24 protein-coding genes and 1 pseudogene are annotated in these 16,786 nt (G+C 44.4%); 17 read left to right on the plus strand and 8 right to left on the minus strand.

Annotated elements, in window-relative coordinates:
• Nucleotides 1-5: 5 nt before the first annotated feature.
• From WCV65_RS03265 to WCV65_RS03280, 4 genes are all read left to right on the plus strand, one after another.
• A complete protein-coding gene (locus WCV65_RS03265) occupies nucleotides 6-479 on the plus strand; it encodes a low molecular weight protein-tyrosine-phosphatase (RefSeq protein WP_035407234.1) in 474 nt (157 codons plus the stop codon).
• A gap of 19 nt (nucleotides 480-498) precedes the next feature.
• Nucleotides 499-828 (plus strand): YtxH domain-containing protein, encoded by a 330-nt coding sequence (locus tag WCV65_RS03270; protein ID WP_338780026.1) that lies wholly within the window; start codon nucleotides 499-501, stop codon nucleotides 826-828.
• A gap of 15 nt (nucleotides 829-843) precedes the next feature.
• Nucleotides 844-1,671 carry a YihY/virulence factor BrkB family protein gene (locus tag WCV65_RS03275; RefSeq protein ID WP_338780028.1) on the plus strand — a complete coding sequence of 276 codons (828 nt, stop codon included), beginning with the start codon at nucleotides 844-846 and terminating at the stop codon, nucleotides 1,669-1,671.
• 547 nt (nucleotides 1,672-2,218) lie between these two features.
• Nucleotides 2,219-2,356: a hypothetical protein gene (locus WCV65_RS03280; RefSeq protein ID WP_338780030.1), complete on the plus strand. Its 138-nt coding sequence runs from the start codon at nucleotides 2,219-2,221 to the stop codon at nucleotides 2,354-2,356.
• A 41-nt stretch (nucleotides 2,357-2,397) separates the two neighbouring features.
• On the opposite strand, the gene WCV65_RS03285 is transcribed toward WCV65_RS03280, so the two are convergent.
• Nucleotides 2,398-2,544, minus strand: coding sequence for a BH0509 family protein (locus tag WCV65_RS03285; RefSeq protein ID WP_035407227.1), 147 nt, complete (start codon nucleotides 2,542-2,544; stop codon nucleotides 2,398-2,400).
• 164 nt (nucleotides 2,545-2,708) lie between these two features.
• Between WCV65_RS03285 and WCV65_RS03290 the strand changes: the two genes are divergently transcribed.
• Nucleotides 2,709-2,951, plus strand: a complete 243-nt coding sequence (locus tag WCV65_RS03290; protein ID WP_338780032.1) for a hypothetical protein — start codon at nucleotides 2,709-2,711, stop codon at nucleotides 2,949-2,951.
• A gap of 140 nt (nucleotides 2,952-3,091) precedes the next feature.
• Here the strand turns inward: WCV65_RS03290 and WCV65_RS03295 are convergent, their stop codons facing one another.
• Together WCV65_RS03295 and WCV65_RS03300 are read right to left on the minus strand one after the other, a co-directional pair.
• Entirely contained in the window at nucleotides 3,092-3,460 is a 369-nt protein-coding gene (locus WCV65_RS03295) for a hypothetical protein (RefSeq protein WP_338780034.1), read from the minus strand.
• Nucleotides 3,461-3,474: 14 nt separating this feature from the next.
• Nucleotides 3,475-4,638, minus strand: a complete 1,164-nt coding sequence (locus WCV65_RS03300; protein ID WP_338780036.1) for an MFS transporter — start codon at nucleotides 4,636-4,638, stop codon at nucleotides 3,475-3,477.
• Between the two features lie 123 nt (nucleotides 4,639-4,761).
• Here WCV65_RS03300 and WCV65_RS03305 point away from each other — a divergent pair, with 123 nt between their 5' ends.
• Nucleotides 4,762-5,145 (plus strand): OsmC family protein, encoded by a 384-nt coding sequence (locus WCV65_RS03305; RefSeq protein ID WP_338780038.1) that lies wholly within the window; start codon nucleotides 4,762-4,764, stop codon nucleotides 5,143-5,145.
• 93 nt (nucleotides 5,146-5,238) lie between these two features.
• On the opposite strand, the gene WCV65_RS03310 is transcribed toward WCV65_RS03305, so the two are convergent.
• On the minus strand, nucleotides 5,239-5,661 hold the full coding sequence (locus WCV65_RS03310) for a pyridoxamine 5'-phosphate oxidase family protein (protein WP_338780040.1): 423 nt from the start codon (nucleotides 5,659-5,661) through the stop codon (nucleotides 5,239-5,241).
• Between the two features lie 112 nt (nucleotides 5,662-5,773).
• Here WCV65_RS03310 and cax point away from each other — a divergent pair, with 112 nt between their 5' ends.
• Nucleotides 5,774-6,829, plus strand: coding sequence for a calcium/proton exchanger (gene cax, locus WCV65_RS03315; protein ID WP_338780042.1), 1,056 nt, complete (start codon nucleotides 5,774-5,776; stop codon nucleotides 6,827-6,829).
• 44 nt (nucleotides 6,830-6,873) lie between these two features.
• Here the strand turns inward: cax and WCV65_RS03320 are convergent, their stop codons facing one another.
• The 3 genes from WCV65_RS03320 to WCV65_RS03330 form a co-directional block, all read right to left on the minus strand.
• The gene (locus WCV65_RS03320) at nucleotides 6,874-7,494 is read right to left on the minus strand and encodes a DUF3885 domain-containing protein (protein WP_338780044.1); all 621 of its coding nucleotides are present in this window, start codon (nucleotides 7,492-7,494) and stop codon (nucleotides 6,874-6,876) included.
• Nucleotides 7,495-7,670: 176 nt separating this feature from the next.
• Nucleotides 7,671-8,675: a CopD family protein gene (locus WCV65_RS03325; protein ID WP_338780046.1), complete on the minus strand. Its 1,005-nt coding sequence runs from the start codon at nucleotides 8,673-8,675 to the stop codon at nucleotides 7,671-7,673.
• 70 nt (nucleotides 8,676-8,745) lie between these two features.
• Entirely contained in the window at nucleotides 8,746-9,300 is a 555-nt protein-coding gene (locus WCV65_RS03330; protein ID WP_338780048.1) for a copper resistance CopC family protein, read from the minus strand.
• A gap of 230 nt (nucleotides 9,301-9,530) precedes the next feature.
• Between WCV65_RS03330 and WCV65_RS03335 the strand changes: the two genes are divergently transcribed.
• Nucleotides 9,531-10,253 carry a YfkD famly protein gene (locus WCV65_RS03335; RefSeq protein WP_231889941.1) on the plus strand — a complete coding sequence of 241 codons (723 nt, stop codon included), beginning with the start codon at nucleotides 9,531-9,533 and terminating at the stop codon, nucleotides 10,251-10,253.
• A gap of 371 nt (nucleotides 10,254-10,624) precedes the next feature.
• Here WCV65_RS03335 and yfkAB read toward each other — a convergent pair whose 3' ends face one another.
• The gene (gene yfkAB, locus WCV65_RS03340; RefSeq protein ID WP_338780050.1) at nucleotides 10,625-11,746 is read right to left on the minus strand and encodes a radical SAM/CxCxxxxC motif protein YfkAB; all 1,122 of its coding nucleotides are present in this window, start codon (nucleotides 11,744-11,746) and stop codon (nucleotides 10,625-10,627) included.
• Between the two features lie 129 nt (nucleotides 11,747-11,875).
• On the opposite strand from yfkAB, the gene WCV65_RS03345 reads away from it, so the two are divergent.
• From WCV65_RS03345 to WCV65_RS03385, 9 genes and pseudogenes are all read left to right on the plus strand, one after another.
• Nucleotides 11,876-12,073 (plus strand): SE1561 family protein, encoded by a 198-nt coding sequence (locus tag WCV65_RS03345; protein WP_035407202.1) that lies wholly within the window; start codon nucleotides 11,876-11,878, stop codon nucleotides 12,071-12,073.
• 122 nt (nucleotides 12,074-12,195) lie between these two features.
• Nucleotides 12,196-12,501 (plus strand): hypothetical protein, encoded by a 306-nt coding sequence (locus WCV65_RS03350; protein WP_338780052.1) that lies wholly within the window; start codon nucleotides 12,196-12,198, stop codon nucleotides 12,499-12,501.
• A gap of 1 nt (nucleotide 12,502) precedes the next feature.
• Nucleotides 12,503-12,916: a hypothetical protein gene (locus tag WCV65_RS03355; RefSeq protein ID WP_338780054.1), complete on the plus strand. Its 414-nt coding sequence runs from the start codon at nucleotides 12,503-12,505 to the stop codon at nucleotides 12,914-12,916.
• A pseudogene (locus WCV65_RS03360) lies at nucleotides 12,904-13,347 on the plus strand (GNAT family N-acetyltransferase); the annotation flags it as partial. The gene WCV65_RS03355 and the pseudogene WCV65_RS03360, both read left to right, overlap by 13 nt.
• Nucleotides 13,348-13,527: 180 nt before the next feature.
• A complete protein-coding gene (locus tag WCV65_RS03365) occupies nucleotides 13,528-13,833 on the plus strand; it encodes a GNAT family N-acetyltransferase (protein WP_338782139.1) in 306 nt (101 codons plus the stop codon).
• Between the two features lie 247 nt (nucleotides 13,834-14,080).
• Nucleotides 14,081-14,323 carry a hypothetical protein gene (locus tag WCV65_RS03370; protein WP_338780056.1) on the plus strand — a complete coding sequence of 81 codons (243 nt, stop codon included), beginning with the start codon at nucleotides 14,081-14,083 and terminating at the stop codon, nucleotides 14,321-14,323.
• 161 nt (nucleotides 14,324-14,484) lie between these two features.
• The gene (locus WCV65_RS03375; RefSeq protein WP_338780058.1) at nucleotides 14,485-15,021 is read left to right on the plus strand and encodes a helix-turn-helix domain-containing protein; all 537 of its coding nucleotides are present in this window, start codon (nucleotides 14,485-14,487) and stop codon (nucleotides 15,019-15,021) included.
• A gap of 20 nt (nucleotides 15,022-15,041) precedes the next feature.
• On the plus strand, nucleotides 15,042-15,956 hold the full coding sequence (locus tag WCV65_RS03380; protein ID WP_338780060.1) for an ABC transporter ATP-binding protein: 915 nt from the start codon (nucleotides 15,042-15,044) through the stop codon (nucleotides 15,954-15,956).
• A complete protein-coding gene (locus WCV65_RS03385) occupies nucleotides 15,925-16,746 on the plus strand; it encodes an ABC transporter permease subunit (RefSeq protein WP_338780062.1) in 822 nt (273 codons plus the stop codon). The genes WCV65_RS03380 and WCV65_RS03385 overlap by 32 nt, the downstream gene beginning before the upstream one ends.
• The last annotated feature ends 40 nt before the right edge of the window (nucleotides 16,747-16,786 follow it).

Below are 16,786 nucleotides of genomic sequence, written 5' to 3' on the forward strand. Positions count from 1 at the left end.
GCTCATTGATACATGTTCTGTTTGTTTGCCTCGGAAACATTTGCCGTTCGCCAATGGCGGAGGCTGTGTTCAGAGGGCTGGTAAAAGAAGAAGGATTGGAAAGCAGAATATCGGTGGACTCAGCCGGTACAGGAGACTGGCATATCGGGAAGGCGCCGCACGAAGGGACACAGGACATCCTGACACGGAATGCCATTTCATTTGAGGGAATGGCAGCAAGACAAGTGGTGAAAGAGGATTTATCCAACTTTGATTACATCGTCTGTATGGATGCCGAAAACCTGGGAAATGTTCGCAGAATGGCGGGATATGATCAAACCGGACATATTGGTCGTTTGCTTGATTATGTAGAGGATGCAGAAGTGCTGGATGTACCTGATCCTTATTTTACTGGGAATTTTGAAGAGGTATACGGCCTTGTCAGAAAAGGCTGCAGGGGATTGCTTGAAGAAATCAAGGTGAACGAGAAACTTTCATAATAGAAAAGGGGCATGCTAAATGGGAGAGAAGAATATACTTTTGCGTAACGTATGTATTGGGGCGGCTGCCGGTTTTGTGCTATCGATGTTTCACAAACCGACAAGGGAAGCCGTAATTGAAGAGGCGAGAGAGCTTGGTGAAAAGGCAAGCTATTACTATCATAACCCTTCCCTTTTATCTGAAGATTTGAAATCAAAATTAAACGATGCAAAAGATATGGTTCAAAGTGTTAGTGAGGATTTGCGTTTTGTGAATGAAAAAGTAAATGAATTGAAAGAAACCACTCCTGTTGTGATTGAAGCCATTAAGGATGCAAAGGAGCGGATTCTTTCAAGTAAATCAGACTAAAAGCAGGTGATTTATGTGAGAAGCAGAAAAAATCCTACGATCATCACTGAACTCATCAGAAGATTCTCAAGAGACGAGGTGGCCGGACTGTCCGCAGAGCTGGCCTATTTTTTTCTGCTATCCCTATTTCCCTTCATGATCGCCTTGATTACACTAATTGCGTTTATTCCGTTGTCTGTAGAGGACTTGCTGAAATTTATCCGGCAGTTCGCCCCAGCTGACACCATTTTAGTGATGGAAAGCGCCTTGTATCAGCTTTTGAACCAGGAAAGCGGACTGCTGTTTACGTTTGGTATACTGGCTGCCGTCTGGTCAGCCTCTAATGGAATTGATTCCATCATGAGGGCATTCAATCGGGCTTTTGACGTCAGAGAAAACCGGTCGTACTTAAAATCAAGAGCCATTGCGATTCTGCTTGCTGTTGTTATGATGGCGGTCATTGTCATTGCTTTGCTTTTTCCTGTTTTTGGACAAGAAATCGGCTTATTTATATTTAAAGCATTTGGAATACCCGGGCTGTTTTTTACCGTTTGGAATATCATTCGCTGGGCTGTAAGTGCCATCATCATCTTTTTCATCTTTATCCTTCTTCATAAGCTCGCTCCGAACAAAAAAATGATGTGGAGACAGGCGTTTCCGGGTGCTATATTTTCAACAGTGGGGTGGATTGGCGTTTCCTATTTGTTCTCCAATTATGTGAGCAACTTCGGCAATTACAGTGCGACATACGGGAGCATTGGCGGCATTATCGTTTTCATGATCTGGTTTTACTTAACCGGCATGATCATCATTATGAGCGGCGAATTGAATGCCATTTTGGTAAATAGAGACGGGAATAGGTGAAGCTTGACATGGCAGACTATTAAAGAAGCAACCATGCTTCTTCAACCATGCACAGGAGGGATTCACAATGGCAAAGCAAAATAAATCAGGCGGAAGCCACACGAAGCAAAACTCCAAAAGCAAGCCGTCCAACAAAACGAGCTCCAGTGCAAACGGCCAGAATGGTTACCATTAAGTGTATGAAAAGCTGATCCTTAGGGGTCGGCTTTTTTATGTTTTTGCTGCAAAATGCCCTTTACACAAACGGAACAAACGTTCTATAATAAAAGAACACATTAAATTTGCAATTTAGGTATTTAAATATAAATAAAGCGGGTATACGTAGAGTAGAGTAAAAAACAAGGAGCTTGCCGCTGCTTTATAGGCCATCTTAACGTCGTTTTTTGTGAAAAAAGTTCAGCCTAAGGTAGCTGGACAAGATTGGAATTTAAAAGTATGGTATTGATAGATGAACAAGCCTGCATTGCGGGAACGGCATTCCTTGTCAGATCAGCATAGTCTTCCGCTAAATGTCACGGAAATTTGTGAAATGGAGAGGCGATCGATAATGAAAACAGGGACTAGAATAAAAAGACTTGAAGCATTCGTTGAAAAGTATAAAAAGCTGGGCATGCGAATCGAAATCGCGAAGTCTCGAACGGAATGGTCGGATGAGACGAAAAGCTTAGTTGCTCTGAAGCCATAAAAAATCACCCTCCAACTGCCGGGTGATTTTTTTTTTGCCTTTTATTCGCCCATTTCAATGTTCCGGCTGTAAACATTCGAGTAAATATGTTCCACTTCTTCATCCGTCATGTACATGAACATTTCCCGATCCATCTCTTTCATCGCTGCAATATACTCCACCATGTTTTTCCGTTCTTGTCTGCTCATTCTCATCCGCTCCTTTTTTGTTATGATACAGATTATTATTTATATTTGTATTATATAACAGATAATTCAGAATGTTCAACTGTTTTTTTTAAAGGGGCATTTTTCTTTACTCATCGCAGTCTAAGCTGTCCGTACGAAATAATTTGTCTAATGGAGCACTTTATTTGTCCGACCGGCATACTAATTTAGCCGTTCCAGCCTGGAATTTAGCCGGTGGAGACAGGAATCTGTCCGTTCGAAATAATTTGTCTGATGGCGCACGTAATTTGTCCAATGGCGCAGTTTATTTGTCCGACCGGCATACTAATTTAGCCGTTCCAGCCCGGAATTTAGCCGATCAGGCCAGGAATCTATCCGTTCGAATTAATTTGTCCGACCGGCATGCCAATTTAGCCGATTGGGCATAGAATCTGTCCGTTCCAATTAATTTGTCCGATGGCGCACGTAATTTGTCCGAGCGGCGTCCGAATTTAGCCGTTGCAGCTTGGAATTTAGCCGATCGGGCCAGGAATCTGTCCGTTTGAATTAATTTGTCCGATGGCGCCGTTTATTTGTCCAACCGGCCTCTGAATTTAGCCGATTGAGCCTGGAATCTGTCCGATCGAATTAATTTGTCCGATGGCGTACGTAATTTGTCCGATGGCGTACGTAATTTGTCCGAGCGGCGTCCGAATTTAGCCGTTGCAGCCTGGAATTTAGCCGATCGGGCCAGGAATCTGTCCATCCGGATTAATTTGTCCGAGCGGCGTCCGAATTTAGCCGATTGAGCCTGGAATTTAGCCGATCGGGCCAGGAATCTGTCCGTCCGGATTAATTTGTCCGATGGCGCACCTAAATTGTCCAATCGGTCCCCGAATTTATCCGTTCCAGCCTGGAATTTAGCTGATCGGGCTTGGAACTGTCCCGCCAACCTCATAAAAAAACAGCCGCCTATTGCTTGCAGGCGGCTGTTTTTTCCTGTTCATTGTTTTTTTGGAACGCATAGACCCCAATGACGATGAGAAGCAGCATGGCGATGATGTAAAAGAAGTTGCTTCCCGGGATAAGCTCCATATAAAGTCCTCCGATTACGGGTCCGCTGATGCTGCCAATGCTGAAACAGATTCCGCATAGTAGATTTCCTGCCGGCAGCAAATGCTTTGGAAGCAGGTCTGCCATATAGGTGAGGCCGAGGGAGAACGTCGATCCGAGCACCATGCCGGCAATAAAGAAACAAACAAGCAGCAGGATGAAAGATTGGGTGAAGCTTGCTGCTGTGAAGCCCAGGAATCCGATAAACAAAACGATCGGAATCGTCCGTTTTCGTCCGAACTTATCACTTAGAATACCGAGCGGGAGCTGAAATATGATGCCACCTACTGCAAACGCCGGAAGAAGGATGGCAACATTTTCAGGAGAGAACCCTTGCCTTAATGCATAAACCGGGTAGTTTCCGTTTAACGATGACTCCAGGAATCCGTATATAAATGGAGGAAGAAAGGCAATCCATGAAAGCTTCCATGCATCCTTGAAGCGTGCAGTGCTTCCGGAAGTGCCTGAAACCTGGTGCTCCGGGAAGTCATTTCTTAACAGAAAGGCAAGTCCCCAAATAACAAGACTAATGAATCCGCTGATGATAAAAGGCAGGTTTGGATTTACTGCCGCTGCACCGGTCAGGATAGGACCGGCGGCAAAACCGAGTCCGAAGCAGATTCCATACAGGGAAATGTTCTTCCCTCTGTTTTGGTCAGAAGAAATGGATGTAATCCATGTTTGGGTTGAAAAGTGGAGCATGTGATCCCCAATTCCAACGAGCAGCCTGAGGACAAACCAAATCCAGAATGACTGGAGAACCGGGAAGGCAAAAAGGCTGGCCATTACGAGAAAGCCTCCGATAATTATCATTTTTTTATAGCCGAGTTTTTGCAAAGGCTTTTCCATAAAAGGAGATGCCAGCAATACTCCAATATAAAGTCCGGTCGCGTGCAATCCGTTTAAAGACGAGGGGTACCCCTGCTGTTCAAAAAGAATGGCGATGACAGGGAGAAGCATGCCTTGAGAAAAACCGGAGACGGTCACGATGCTGATTAAAATGGCAAAACGCAATTTATTCATATGTTAAACCCCGCTGTTGTAAATTTCTCACTTATTTTAGCGTATCACCGCCAGTGTTAGCAGGCAACATATTTCAGCATATTGAAGAAAAAGGATAAGATAAGGAAAAAGGAGGGATTGGCCATGAACTTTAAAATGACGGAAAAAGGATTTTCATCGGAAGTAGAATTCGGGAATCTGCAGGTTTCAGGAGATGAGCAGCATGGCTTCAGACCCTATCAGCTGATGGTTGCCTCCATTGCGGTATGCAGCGGAGGAGTACTCCGGAAGATCCTTGAAAAGAAGCGGCTTGAAATAGAGGATATTCAGATTGAGGCGAACGCACAAAGAAATGAAGCAGAAGCGAACCGGATTGAGAGGATCCACGTCCACTTTACGATTAAAGGGAAGAACCTGAAGGAAGAGTCTATGAAGAAAGCAATGGAGCTAACCCGTAAAAACTGTTCGATGGTCCGGTCTGTGGAGGACAGCATCGAAATTAAGGAAACGTTTGAAATTGTTGAGTAAGAGGCCGGTTCCCCAGGGAGCCGGTCTTTTTTTGGTATGAAGTGAACGGTTCAAGGCTAAATTGAAAAAGACGGTCAAATATGACCGTCCTCCTCAATCCATCGTAAGTGTTTCCGGCTCTTCGCCGGCTTTTGAGAAATAGCAGAACTTTTCAGGTTCGAGCTTTAATAGCAAAAAATCAGGATCGTCAGGGCTTTTGATCCAATCCTTTAACTTCTCGTTCCAAAACTTTTCTTTGAGTGATGAGGACTCTTCAACCGAGGCGTTTGCTTCGATCTCTGCATACTCATCCCGGAAGCCATTTCCTTCAAGCCCCAGCAATAGATGAACAGCCGGATTTTCGCGGATATCCTCTGCTTTATGGGTTTTTTTACTCGTTGCCGTATAAAGGGTTAAGCCCTGATGAAAAAACAGCATAAAACGGGAGTAGGGCTTTCCGTTCCGAACCGTTGCCATCGATCCGATCTGATGGTTGTCGAGAAGCTTCATGATTTTCTCTTCAAGCTGAGCAGACATTTTATCAATCCTCCTTGCTTTCAAGGTTAATTTGCAACAAAAACGGGGAAACATACATGAGGGTCAGCATTTGGAAATACATATTAATGATCATGGAAAGTAAGGTGAAGGTATGGTAAATCGAATTTTTCTTATTGCAGTTATAGCTGGAATTCCGCTGTCTGTTCTTGGCAGCCTGCTTCATTGGCCTTCTTTGATCATGTTCGCCGTTTACTGTCTGACGATTATCGCATTGGCGGGCTTTATGGGAAGAGCGACCGAAAGTCTGGCCATAGTAGCTGGTCCGAGAATTGGGGGACTATTAAATGCGACATTCGGGAACGCTGTTGAGCTGATTATCTCAATATTTGCCCTGCAGGCAGGTTTAAACGGAGTCGTTCTCGCTTCATTAACTGGTTCCGTTATTGGAAACCTTCTTCTTGTCGGGGGCCTATCCTTCCTTATTGGCGGACTAAAGTACAAGAGGCAAGAGTTCAACGTCTACGATGCGAGACACAACTCAGGACTGCTGATTTTCTCAATCATCGTTGCCTTCGTTATTCCGGAGGTGTTCTCCATGGACATGGATGAGGGCAAGACCCTGACGTTCAGTGTGGGGATTTCCATCATCCTGATTTTGCTGTATCTTTTTGCCCTGTTCTTCAAGCTGGTGACTCACCGCGGGGTGTATAAGCATAAAACAGATGAAGCGGGTGAACACGAGGAACCGGAGTGGGGGGCAAAGAAAGCAACCCTTGTCCTTCTTCTTGCCACAATCGCTGTTGCTTATGTTTCTGAAAATCTTGTGCACACATTTGAAGAAGTAGGAGAAACACTGGGCTGGAGCGAGCTGTTTATCGGGATTATCATCGTTGCCATCGTCGGGAATGCAGCGGAGCACGCATCCGCAATTGTTATGGCCTATAAAAACAAAATGAACGTTGCCGTGGAAATTGCCGTAGGATCTACGCTGCAAATCGCCATGTTTGTAGCGCCTCTGCTTGTTTTGCTTTCACTAATGTTTGAAAATAACCTTACGCTTGTCTTTACCATGCCAGAGCTCATCTCCATGGTTACAGCCGTCTTTTTAACGATTATCCTGACTAACGACGGGGATACAAACTGGTTTGAAGGAGCAACACTGCTCGCGGCTTACTTTATTATGGGGATTGGGTTTTATTTGCTATAAGGATGAGAGAACTCCCGGGTGTGGGGGTTCTCTTTTTTTAATAGTCAGCGCTTAAACACACGATCCATCTCTTCGCGATTATACTCTAAAAGCCAATCGCGATATTCTTCATATAGAAACCGGATCGTTTCTTTATCGGATCCTAAAACATCACATCCCTGGTCATCGTACATATGAAAAATCATTTTCTTAGAAAGGTTAACAAAATAAAGATCATAGCCAATCTGAGGTTTGGTTTTCAGAATAGTAGAAGGGTGTCGGAAATCCTTGTAGCCAATGGCTTTTAGAAGCTTTGTGTACCGAATATCATATTTTTTGCAGGGAAGCAAATATCTGTGAGTGACACCATCTTCTTCTGAGCCTCTTTTTAAAACTGAATGCTGCAGTTTGTATAGCTGCTGTCTCTGTTTTATGTATTTTGGGTACACGTTTAAATGGAAAGTGCTGCTGCCGTAAACATCCGTAATGAAAAGGATGTCATCTTCCTCAGCAAAAACCCGGTTGAACAGTGTTATAGCACGCTCATGCATTTGCTGAAAGCATGGCTCTTCATTCGAATTGGAGTGCGCCCAAAGTTCAAACCGAATGCTCTGTTCCCATGAATAAAATAAACCGGGAGATAAAGAAAGGCCTTTAAAATACGCCTTAAAAAAGTTGGTTATCATATATTCTCCTTATAGAAAAAAAGCGGCTGACTCCATTCAGAGTCAGCCAAAAATTTGTAGGACGAAACCACAATCACACTTTAGGTTGCTTACTGCTATCATATAATTTTAGATTAAATTTGTAAATATTCAGATAAATATTTTTTTGAAAAAAAAGAGGGTGAAGTCTGCCCTCTTTAAATACTTGCCATGATAAAGAGATAAGAAGAGACTGTGAACAGCAGCCCCAAAATAAATGCGGGGATAGCCGGTCCATTTTTCCGGAACTGAAGGATTAGCAGGGTTAAAAAGAGAACGGCGAGCAGTCCGAATAAAAAGCTAAGCCCCCCAAATGCAAATCCAATCTGACTGTCAGCCGACAGGAGCTGGAACAATGGGGAAATCCCATCGCTCACTTTCGTTACCTCAATATTATGCGGAGGCTCCTGCTGTCCAAGGAGACCGGTAACCGGAAAGACGATCAGCAGAAACAGGCTCTCTGTTTTCGTCCATCTTCGGGGATCTCCTTCGCTGCCCTTTTTAAGCCGTCTCTTCATATAAAATCCATTTAAAAATCCGAAGACGAGAACCGGTATAATGATTAAATGCTTAATCAGTAAATACTGCCCGTAATTTAGTGCCCAGGTTTGCGGATATTCAGCGACGTTCATCAGCAGCGTCATCAGCAGAAACCCTGTGAAAATAACAAGGACCACCAGAATCATTGCAACAGGCGTAAACCATTTTAACAAGGACAGCCAATTCCTGCTGTTTTTTGAGAACCAGCTGACCTGCAGCAAAATTCCGATCCATACACTCATCGTCAAAAAGTGAATGGCGTGGTAAAGGATCCCGTATCCGCTCAGTGAAGAGGTATGGCTGTTCACACTAATTGAAAAGATAAGGGATATCACGAAAAATAAAGAAATGGACCGATACTGGACGTCATCAAATATCGGCGCAAAGGTAATAAATAAATAAAACATGATAATTAGGACAAGTGCGAGTGCCCACATTTGGCCAATTTGAAAATCCTTGATTACCTGAACAATGGCTCCGAAGAATCCTTTCGTTTCATAAAAGCGGGAAGCAAGCTCGAGCACAGGAGAAAATGAAAAAACAGCGACTCCAAGCGTTGCGAGCTGCATCCAGTGTTTCGGCACATGAATGTCCGGCTTCTTGGATTCTGGTATGTAAGACATAAAGAGGGCTCCCATCAGAATGGAAAAGCTGAGATACAGCCCAACTTCAGAAAGCATAATCCAAACCATATTAGCGACGGCCTTTTCTTACCGAGAAGAAGATCGCAGCAACTGCAGCAATAGCAAGGATGGATCCGATGATGACCATGGTGCTGTCACCGGAAGGCGTTTCAGAGGCTGTTTTTTCTTTCGCAGCAGGTTCTTCTTTTTTCTCAGCAGCAGGCTCTTTCTTCTTGTCTTCGGCAGGTGGCTGTTCTTCCTGGACAGGGGCTGGAACGTTTAATGTAAACTCCAGGGAATCTTTGATCACATGGCCGTCTGCTCCAACAATATCCCAGCTAACCGTGTAAGATCCGTTTTCCACTTGCTCGGGCAGCTGCCCGGTAAGTGTGCTGCCGTTTATCTGTATATTTTCGACTGGAACCTCTGTCTTCCCGTCTTTCAGCACTTTAAACGCACTGGACTCCTCAACCTCTGTATTAAACGTAAGCTGAATCTCATCCAATTTTTCCGTCACCGTCGAGCCCTTCTCTGGGTTCGAACTTTCCAATGTGGAATGAGCCAGAGCCCCGGTCTGATGAAAGGTGAATAAGGCAAAAAGAAAAAGAACGATGATTTTTTTCATAAAAAAGCTCCTTTCAGGTCACTGTTTATTTTACCAATATTTCGTGTCAAAACATGCATAAAGTGTGTTGAATTGTTGAAAATCATCATTTTTTCACGGAAGATGGATAATCCGCTCAACCCCTGAAAAAACTATAGGAAAAGAAGCTGGAAGGGGACCCACCCATGAAAATGAAACGAATCACCATTTGTGTAGCCGTGCTATTATCCGTTTGTTTTTCAAGCATCTACATGACGGAAGCGAAAACGAAAATCCCATCATCTGTACTGGACATATCCAAGGAAAATACGTATCCTAATCCGGCGCAGAACCTTCCATATCTGCAGCCGAGCGAGCTTGCAAGAGAGCTTTCCGAATCCTCCACCGTTCCAATTGAAAATCCGAATCTCATCAAGCAGCTGAATGAAACAACGATTTCCGATTCGCCCCTTGCAGTTGGATACCGTGCGACCATCTACCTTGGCCGATGGGCACTGAACTATGAATCCAGTGAAACCACGCCACACTGGGAATACCAGCGCATCAACTCGAACCTGTCGGACAACCGCGGAGGAAAAGCAGCCGCCCAAATCCATTACAAACAAAACGACCAGAAAAAAATTAAAGGCGGCCTTACCTCTGAAGTCCCAATGGTCGAAGACGTGAAAAACATGATGCTGCTGAAAGCCATGAAGAAAACCAACCTGCCGCTCTCCTTCGAAACCATCATAGGATCCGGCACCAAAAAAGATCAAATCTACAACGTACCCGTAAAAAAAATGGGCTACCTATACGCATACGCACCGGCTATCAGCGAAAAAGGAAAAGTGACATACGGGGAAGTGTACCTCGAGCTCAAAGGAAACAAGCGAAAAATCAACGTGAAAAACGTTACCTCCCAGGGAATCGGTGCATGGATTCCGGTTCAGGACCACCTATCCTTTGGATACATGGTCTCGGATCGCCCGAGGTAATGAGTGGGGAACACCGTTCAGGGGGGCTGGACGGTGTTTTTTGTTGGGTGGCGGGCTTTCAACTTGGGATAGGGCGGATTTAACTTGGCAGAGGGCGGATTTACGGGCGGAAATTTGTCAATAACGGGCAAAGGTGTGTCGATAGTGGGCAAAATTGTGTCGATTACGGGCAAGTGAGGGTATTGCTGGTTCAATGGAGGAGCGGAGTGTCGAATATCAACGGAGATTTGTCGGATAGAAACCTCTACATGTCGAATATCAACGCGATTTTGTCGAATATCAACGCGGTGTTGTCGAATAGCGACCAGGAGACACCATCCACCAAAAATCGCAGCCTTACCAAACTAAAAAAACTGCAAAGCCCCAAGGCTTTACAGTTTCGCTTTCTTCATGGTGAAATCTTCATTCGCATAGTAGCTGTTTTTCACCAGAATATTTGGGCCGAGGCATTGGACGCTCGGGCAGTGGCAGCTTAATGACTTGGCGATTGGTGAACCAGACCACTTTTCATAGGCGCTCTGAAGAGTTGATGTCTGAATGTTGCCGAGTGGAGGAGTATCGCCGAAGTCCGTTACAATGACTTCTCCCGTGAAAATATTGACGTTCAAGCGGGAACGGCCATCCGGGTCATTCCGGACCGTTACGTTTTTCGAAGCACGCAGTCTCCTCATCAGCTCCAAATCCTCATCAGAATCACTGCATGCATAAAACGGCAAGGTGCCGAACAGCATCCAAACATCTTCATTTCGTACATCCAGCAGATTATGAATCGCTTGGCGTGTTTCCTCCAGGGAAAGAGTTTCAAGTGCGCTCGCAAAGTCACTCGGGTACATAGGGTGCACCTCATGCCTTTGACACAGCATTTCCTCTGTAATCTGCTTGTGGATTTTTTCAAGATATGGGAGTGTGCGCTTATTCAGCATTGTCTCTGCGGACACGGTTACACCTGCAGCGACAAGCGCACGGCTGTTTTCCACCATCCGGTCAAAATATTTCGCGCGCTGCTCAAAGGTCGGCTTTTTCTCCATCATTGCGAAGCCGCCTTCCGCAAAGTCCTCCATCGTGCCCCAGTTATGGGAGATGTGCAGAACATCCAGGTAAGGAATGATTTTCTCATACCTGGCCAGATCAAGTGTCAGGTTTGAATTGATCTGAGTGCGGACACCGCGCTCATGCGCATATTTCAAAAGCGGCACAACATAGCTGTTTACCGACTTCATCGACATCATCGGCTCACCACCCGTAATGCTGAACGACCGCAAATTCGGAATTTCATCCAAACGGCGGATCAGCAGGTCCAGAGGAAGCGCGTTCGGATCCTTCGGTGTCAGCGTATAGCCGACGGCGCAATGCTCGCACCTCATATTGCAAAGCGTTGTCGTCGTAAACTCAACGTTCGTCAAGGTTGGCTTTCCATATTGTTCTATGTCCATATAAGCTTCCCACGGGTCGTAAGAAGGGGTAATAGGGGGTAAACTGTGAGTAGTGCTCATTATCAAAACTCCTTAAATAAAATCACAATCTCCATCTTATCATGAATCTCCAGTACCGTGCATAAAGGAAAGTTGTCAATTCACAAGAAATCCGCTACTATGAAAACGGTGAAAGGAGTGAATGCAAAAATGGGAAACGCCGCAAAAGATAAAGACTCACAAATAGATTATTTAAAAAACCGCCTGAATATGTTCATGGAGGTTATCGATTCAATGGATCCCGAATCAACGGATCTTGAAGACGTAGACCGCCTGATCCAGATGCTTGATGATTTGGAAGGCAAGTTTGACCGGTTTAAGAAGGATTGGGATCAGGAAGAAGAGTGAGGAGATCATCTGAGGGTGGTCTTTTTTTTTGTCATTTTTAAATATAAATAGAAAGCAGACACTCTGTCTGTTATGATAAAATTCAAATGGAATATTATGGTTCATATAACAGGAGTGGAGAATTGAAATACAAACATGTCCTGATTATCCTGGTCGTCATCCTTGCCATCTTTACCGCTTCAATTTATCTATACACCCAATCAAAATTGAATTTCATCAAAGATAAGGTCCTTTCCCTGCATCCCGAAATCACTCGAATCAATAAAACCGCAGCGCTTGGGAGCTGGGGAGAATTCTATGCAGAGTTCGTGCTGGAAGTGGAGGCTGACGGGGTGCATTACCGCTTATGGACGGATGGAGAAGGAAATCCGGACCCTTTTGTGGAATGGGAACGAATCGGAACTTCAACATTAAAAGGGAAGAAATGATATGAAAATGAGAAAAATCAGAGGTTTTGTTTATTGTACATGGCTTCTGTTGTCCATGTTTGTTTCACTAGCCATATGTAAATTCACAATACCTGTAAGAAGCGACTCTTTTCCAGACGCAGTGGACTACATTTGCAGCATTATTTTCCTGATCGGATCTGCAGTTTGCTGGAGCACAGTTGTCTATGAAGCGGGAAACTATCTAAAATCGAGAAATCGCCAGGGGCTTTTGGGGCTGCTCTTGTTTGCCCTGCTTGTCACCACCTACGCTTACTTTTTCAGGGGGATGTATTCCTGGGCGACGTATTTCTTGCTACCGTTTACCGGAACCCTTGTGATTGGATTTTTACACTACGGATTTACCAGCCTTGTAGATAGAAAACGAACAAAGGGGAAACCAGAATGGACATTCTAGAAATCAGCCGGCGTCCTGAACTTTTTGAAAAGGCTCTTCAGGCATTCTGGGGAGAATGGGGAAGCCATGAGAACCGCGCGTTTTACGAAGACTGCATGAAGCAATCGTGTAAAACCGATTCCGATCTTCCGAGATTTTATATCGGACTCCAAAACGATGAAATCATCGGTACATACGCCTTGCTCAGAAATGACATAAACAGTCGCCAGGATTTACATCCATGGCTTGCCTGTCTGTATGTGGATCCGGCTTACCGGGGGAAGGAACTCGGTAGGGATCTTCTTGAGCATGGGCTGCGGGAAGCGGCTGAAAAAGGGTACAAGACTCTATATTTAACAACTGATATAGACGGCTATTATGAGAAATACGGGTGGATCCATTCGGGAGAGGCATATGGACCTGGCGGAGGATCGATTAAGGTTTATGCAAAAAAAGCTGTTAAAGAAAATTCTTCAGCCCATAAACGGGGTTCCCTTCGTTCCCAAATTCGGCCTTTTACTGAGCAAGACCTCCCAATCATTCTTTCACACTCTTCTCAGGCAATTAGTGACGGAACCCTTGGCGAAGCCCGCCCGTCAGATAAAAAAGCGGGCCCGCTTGTTCAGTCACTATTGGATAAAGGGTGCAAGTATTTAGTTGCAAAGGATGGAGATGCCTTTCAAGGATGGGTTTTGATTGGAGGGGGCAAGGATTCGCTTACAGATCAAACGTATGGATTTGTCTATGAACTCTACGTGCTTGAGCCTTTCAGGAAAAATGGGCTTGGCAGGAAACTGATGGAAGAGGCTATGAACCATCTTAAATCGGAAGGTCATAAAGAAGTTCGTTTAAGCGTGTTTGCAGGAAATCAAGCGATACAGCTTTATGAAGAAATGGGATTTGCGCCGCGGACGTTAGTGATGAGCAGTAGAATATAAATGGTCCTGAAGGGCTATGATACTCTTTACTTAACAACGATATAAAACGGCTATTATTAGAAAACGGATCGTTCCATTCGGGGAATGCACATGGATTTGGCGAAGGAACGATTAGTTTATGAAAAATTTGCAGCATTCAATCATTGCGGGGTTGCCGGCTAAGAATCTAACTTGTTGTAGAATTTAAAGGAATGTGGGTATATGTTATAGTAAGAACATAGCTACTTTCATTTAAGGATGTGTGTAAATGGAAAATGAACAGTTATTGAAAGCCATTCTAGAACGGTTCGATAAAGTCGATCAGCAATTTAGCGAAGTGCTGCAAAGACTAGATAGTATAGAGAAAAGCCAACAAGAGGATATTAAAGGAACACTTAATCTGATTAACAAAAAAGTTGATGGTATTACCTATGATGTTGATTATTTAAGCGAAAAAACAGGTAAGCACGATACTAAAATAAATAGTCTTGAAAAGAGATTTCAGTCATGAAAAAAGCATATGTATTTATGCGATTCTTATTTAGATCTTAAAAATATCAGCCAGTACATGTATTGTATACCCTCCACCCCATGAGGGTATTTTTTTATATTGATTATTCCCGTTTTATATTATATTATCAAAAGTGATAATAATAAGAGGTGAATGCCGTAATGAATCAAACATCCAAAGCGAAACTCCTACTGCATCCGGTCAGAATGAAAATTGCGCAGGCTTTAATTAATGGGAGAGAGCTGTCTGCCCAGCAGTTTTCAGAACGGATTGACGGAGTTCCTACTGCCACCTTGTACCGGCATATCAATAAGCTTTTAGAAGCGGAAATTATTGAAGTCGTTCAGGAAAATCCGATCCGGGGAACGGTGGAAAAGATTTATGCTCTAAAGAAAACCGGGGCTGCGACGCCAGAGGATCTTGAGAAGATTACGAAGGAAGAACATCTGGATCTTTTCGCCGCGTTTACGAATCAGTTAGCCGGCATGTATGAAGACTATTTAAGCCAGGAAACATTTAATTTGATAGAGGATGGAGTCGGGTACCGGGTAGCAAGTGTTCATTTAACGGATGAAGAGTTCATGGAACTGATGGGGAAAATGGCCAGCCTGATGATGGAAGCCATGGAGCAGCAGCCATCACCGGAACGGAGAACAAGGCATATCGGAACGATCACAATCCCTGATCCGGAAAAATAAAGGCAGAGGAGGCGGCTATATTGTCCAATATTATTGAAGTTTCAGGAGCAGCAAAATCATTTGGAAAAGAGTCCGTGCTGAACGGAGTGGATTTTACCGTGAAAAAAGGGGAAATCCTTGGTCTGCTTGGACCGAATGGGGCAGGGAAGACAACTCTGATCCGGATTCTGAACGGGGTCATCACTCCTGACCAGGGAACGATCCGGGTTGCGGGTTTTGACCCTGTAGCAGAAGGCGATGAAATCAGGAAAATATCCGGTATTGTGACGGAAAATGCCGGTCTGTATCACGAGATGAGCGGTCTGGATAATTTGAAGTTTTTCGCTGACCTTTATAAAGTTCAGGATAAGAGTGAAATCGGCCGGCTGCTGAAGCTGTTTGATATGGAGGAGTATCAGCATAGACTGGCTGGAACGTACAGTACGGGGATGAAGAAGAGACTGGCCCTTGCGAAGGCACTCATCCATAAGCCGGAAATTTTGTTCTTGGATGAACCAACGAACGGCCTCGATCCGGACGGAATCAACCTCGTTCTCTCCTACTTGAAAAAGTACAATGAAGAAACAGGCACGACGATTATCATCTGCTCACACGTTTTGCATCAGCTGGAAACCATCTGTGATTCGTTTGCCTTTATGGAAAATCATACGATTGCCGAACAAGGTTCTTTATCGGAACTGACGGAGAAATATATAACCGAGCTATCGGTCGTGATTGAGACGGATTGGCCGGGAAGGAACGGAATGGACATCGTTAAAGGTGGGTTTCTCCGCTGCCGGGTAAAATCAAAAAGGGGGATTTCAGATCTTTTGAAGGAAATCCTGCAAACCCATTCCGTTTATTCTGTCAGCATCGAAAACATTTCCGTTGAAACCATCTACTTCAAAATAAGGGAGGCCCATCATGGACAAAACCGTCATCACAGCCATCTTTAAAAAAGACATCACCCAGCTGATCCGGACGAAAAACCTGTTTGTCACGCTCATCGTCATCCCGCTGATTTTCAGCACGGTGTTTCCAGTCGCTATGTCCTGCTTCGTCCTGTTTGCAGACGTGGGAAGCATGATGGACCCGGCCATGCTTCAGCTTATCGATAAAATGATAACCGGGCTTCAAGCCGGTGCAATGCCGGAACTGAATCAGAAATTTTTCTACATCTTTACGAATTATCTGTATCCGTCTTTATTTTTACTCATTCCAATCATCACGTCCTCCGTCATCGCCGCCAACAGCTTTGCCGGAGAAAAGGAGCGCCGGACACTGGAAAGCCTCCTGTTTTCACCGATCACAATTAAGGAGCTTTTCGCAGGGAAAGTGCTGGCTTCCTTTATTCCATCTGTTGCCGTTTCGCTCATCAGCTTCATCATAAGCGGCATCATCATCAATGCGACCGGCTTCATCCTGTTTGAAAAATTGATTTTTCCATCAGGTAAATGGCTTGTGCTGATCCTTTGTCTGTCACCGCTCGTCATGATCATGACAATTCTATTAAATGTCATCATCTCAGCAAAAGTGAAAACCTATCAGGAAGCACAAAACATCGGCGGAATTATTGTTCTTCCCGTCATTGGGATGCTAGTCGGGCAGCTAAGCGGCCTTTTCCTGCTTGGAATTGAGCTCATGCTGATGATCTCAACTGCTGTCCTGCTGCTTAATGTTTTTCTGTTTTACTGGATTATGAAGTTTAATAATCGGAATTCGCTGTTTGAGAATCAGATTGGATGAGGGGCTTATTCATTGGGAATAAGCCTTTTTGGTGAATCCT

Source organism: Metabacillus sp. FJAT-52054 (genome assembly GCF_037201815.1).
In the GTDB taxonomy this organism is placed as follows: domain Bacteria; phylum Bacillota; class Bacilli; order Bacillales; family Bacillaceae; genus Metabacillus_B; species Metabacillus_B sediminis.

Bases quoted from the DNA above. Each gene is read 5' to 3' on its own strand.
- WCV65_RS03370 (WP_338780056.1), top strand. From the start codon at position 14,081: ATGGAAAATGAACAGTTATTGAAAGCCATTCTAGAACGGTTCGATAAA.
- WCV65_RS03300 (WP_338780036.1), bottom strand. From the start codon at position 4,638: ATGAATAAATTGCGTTTTGCCATTTTAATCAGCATCGTGACCGTCTCC.
- WCV65_RS03280 (WP_338780030.1), top strand. From the start codon at position 2,219: ATGAAAACAGGGACTAGAATAAAAAGACTTGAAGCATTCGTTGAAAAG.
- WCV65_RS03305 (WP_338780038.1), top strand. From the start codon at position 4,762: ATGAACTTTAAAATGACGGAAAAAGGATTTTCATCGGAAGTAGAATTC.
- yfkAB (WP_338780050.1), bottom strand. From the start codon at position 11,746: ATGAGCACTACTCACAGTTTACCCCCTATTACCCCTTCTTACGACCCG.
- WCV65_RS03355 (WP_338780054.1), top strand. From the start codon at position 12,503: ATGAAAATGAGAAAAATCAGAGGTTTTGTTTATTGTACATGGCTTCTG.
- WCV65_RS03320 (WP_338780044.1), bottom strand. From the start codon at position 7,494: ATGATAACCAACTTTTTTAAGGCGTATTTTAAAGGCCTTTCTTTATCT.
- WCV65_RS03385 (WP_338780062.1), top strand. From the start codon at position 15,925: ATGGACAAAACCGTCATCACAGCCATCTTTAAAAAAGACATCACCCAG.
- WCV65_RS03295 (WP_338780034.1), bottom strand. From the start codon at position 3,460: ATGAGGTTGGCGGGACAGTTCCAAGCCCGATCAGCTAAATTCCAGGCT.
- WCV65_RS03345 (WP_035407202.1), top strand. From the start codon at position 11,876: ATGGGAAACGCCGCAAAAGATAAAGACTCACAAATAGATTATTTAAAA.
- WCV65_RS03330 (WP_338780048.1), bottom strand. From the start codon at position 9,300: ATGAAAAAAATCATCGTTCTTTTTCTTTTTGCCTTATTCACCTTTCAT.
- WCV65_RS03335 (WP_231889941.1), top strand. From the start codon at position 9,531: ATGACGGAAGCGAAAACGAAAATCCCATCATCTGTACTGGACATATCC.
- WCV65_RS03375 (WP_338780058.1), top strand. From the start codon at position 14,485: ATGAATCAAACATCCAAAGCGAAACTCCTACTGCATCCGGTCAGAATG.
- WCV65_RS03325 (WP_338780046.1), bottom strand. From the start codon at position 8,675: ATGTCTTACATACCAGAATCCAAGAAGCCGGACATTCATGTGCCGAAA.
- WCV65_RS03270 (WP_338780026.1), top strand. From the start codon at position 499: ATGGGAGAGAAGAATATACTTTTGCGTAACGTATGTATTGGGGCGGCT.
- WCV65_RS03310 (WP_338780040.1), bottom strand. From the start codon at position 5,661: ATGTCTGCTCAGCTTGAAGAGAAAATCATGAAGCTTCTCGACAACCAT.
- cax (WP_338780042.1), top strand. From the start codon at position 5,774: ATGGTAAATCGAATTTTTCTTATTGCAGTTATAGCTGGAATTCCGCTG.
- WCV65_RS03285 (WP_035407227.1), bottom strand. From the start codon at position 2,544: ATGAGCAGACAAGAACGGAAAAACATGGTGGAGTATATTGCAGCGATG.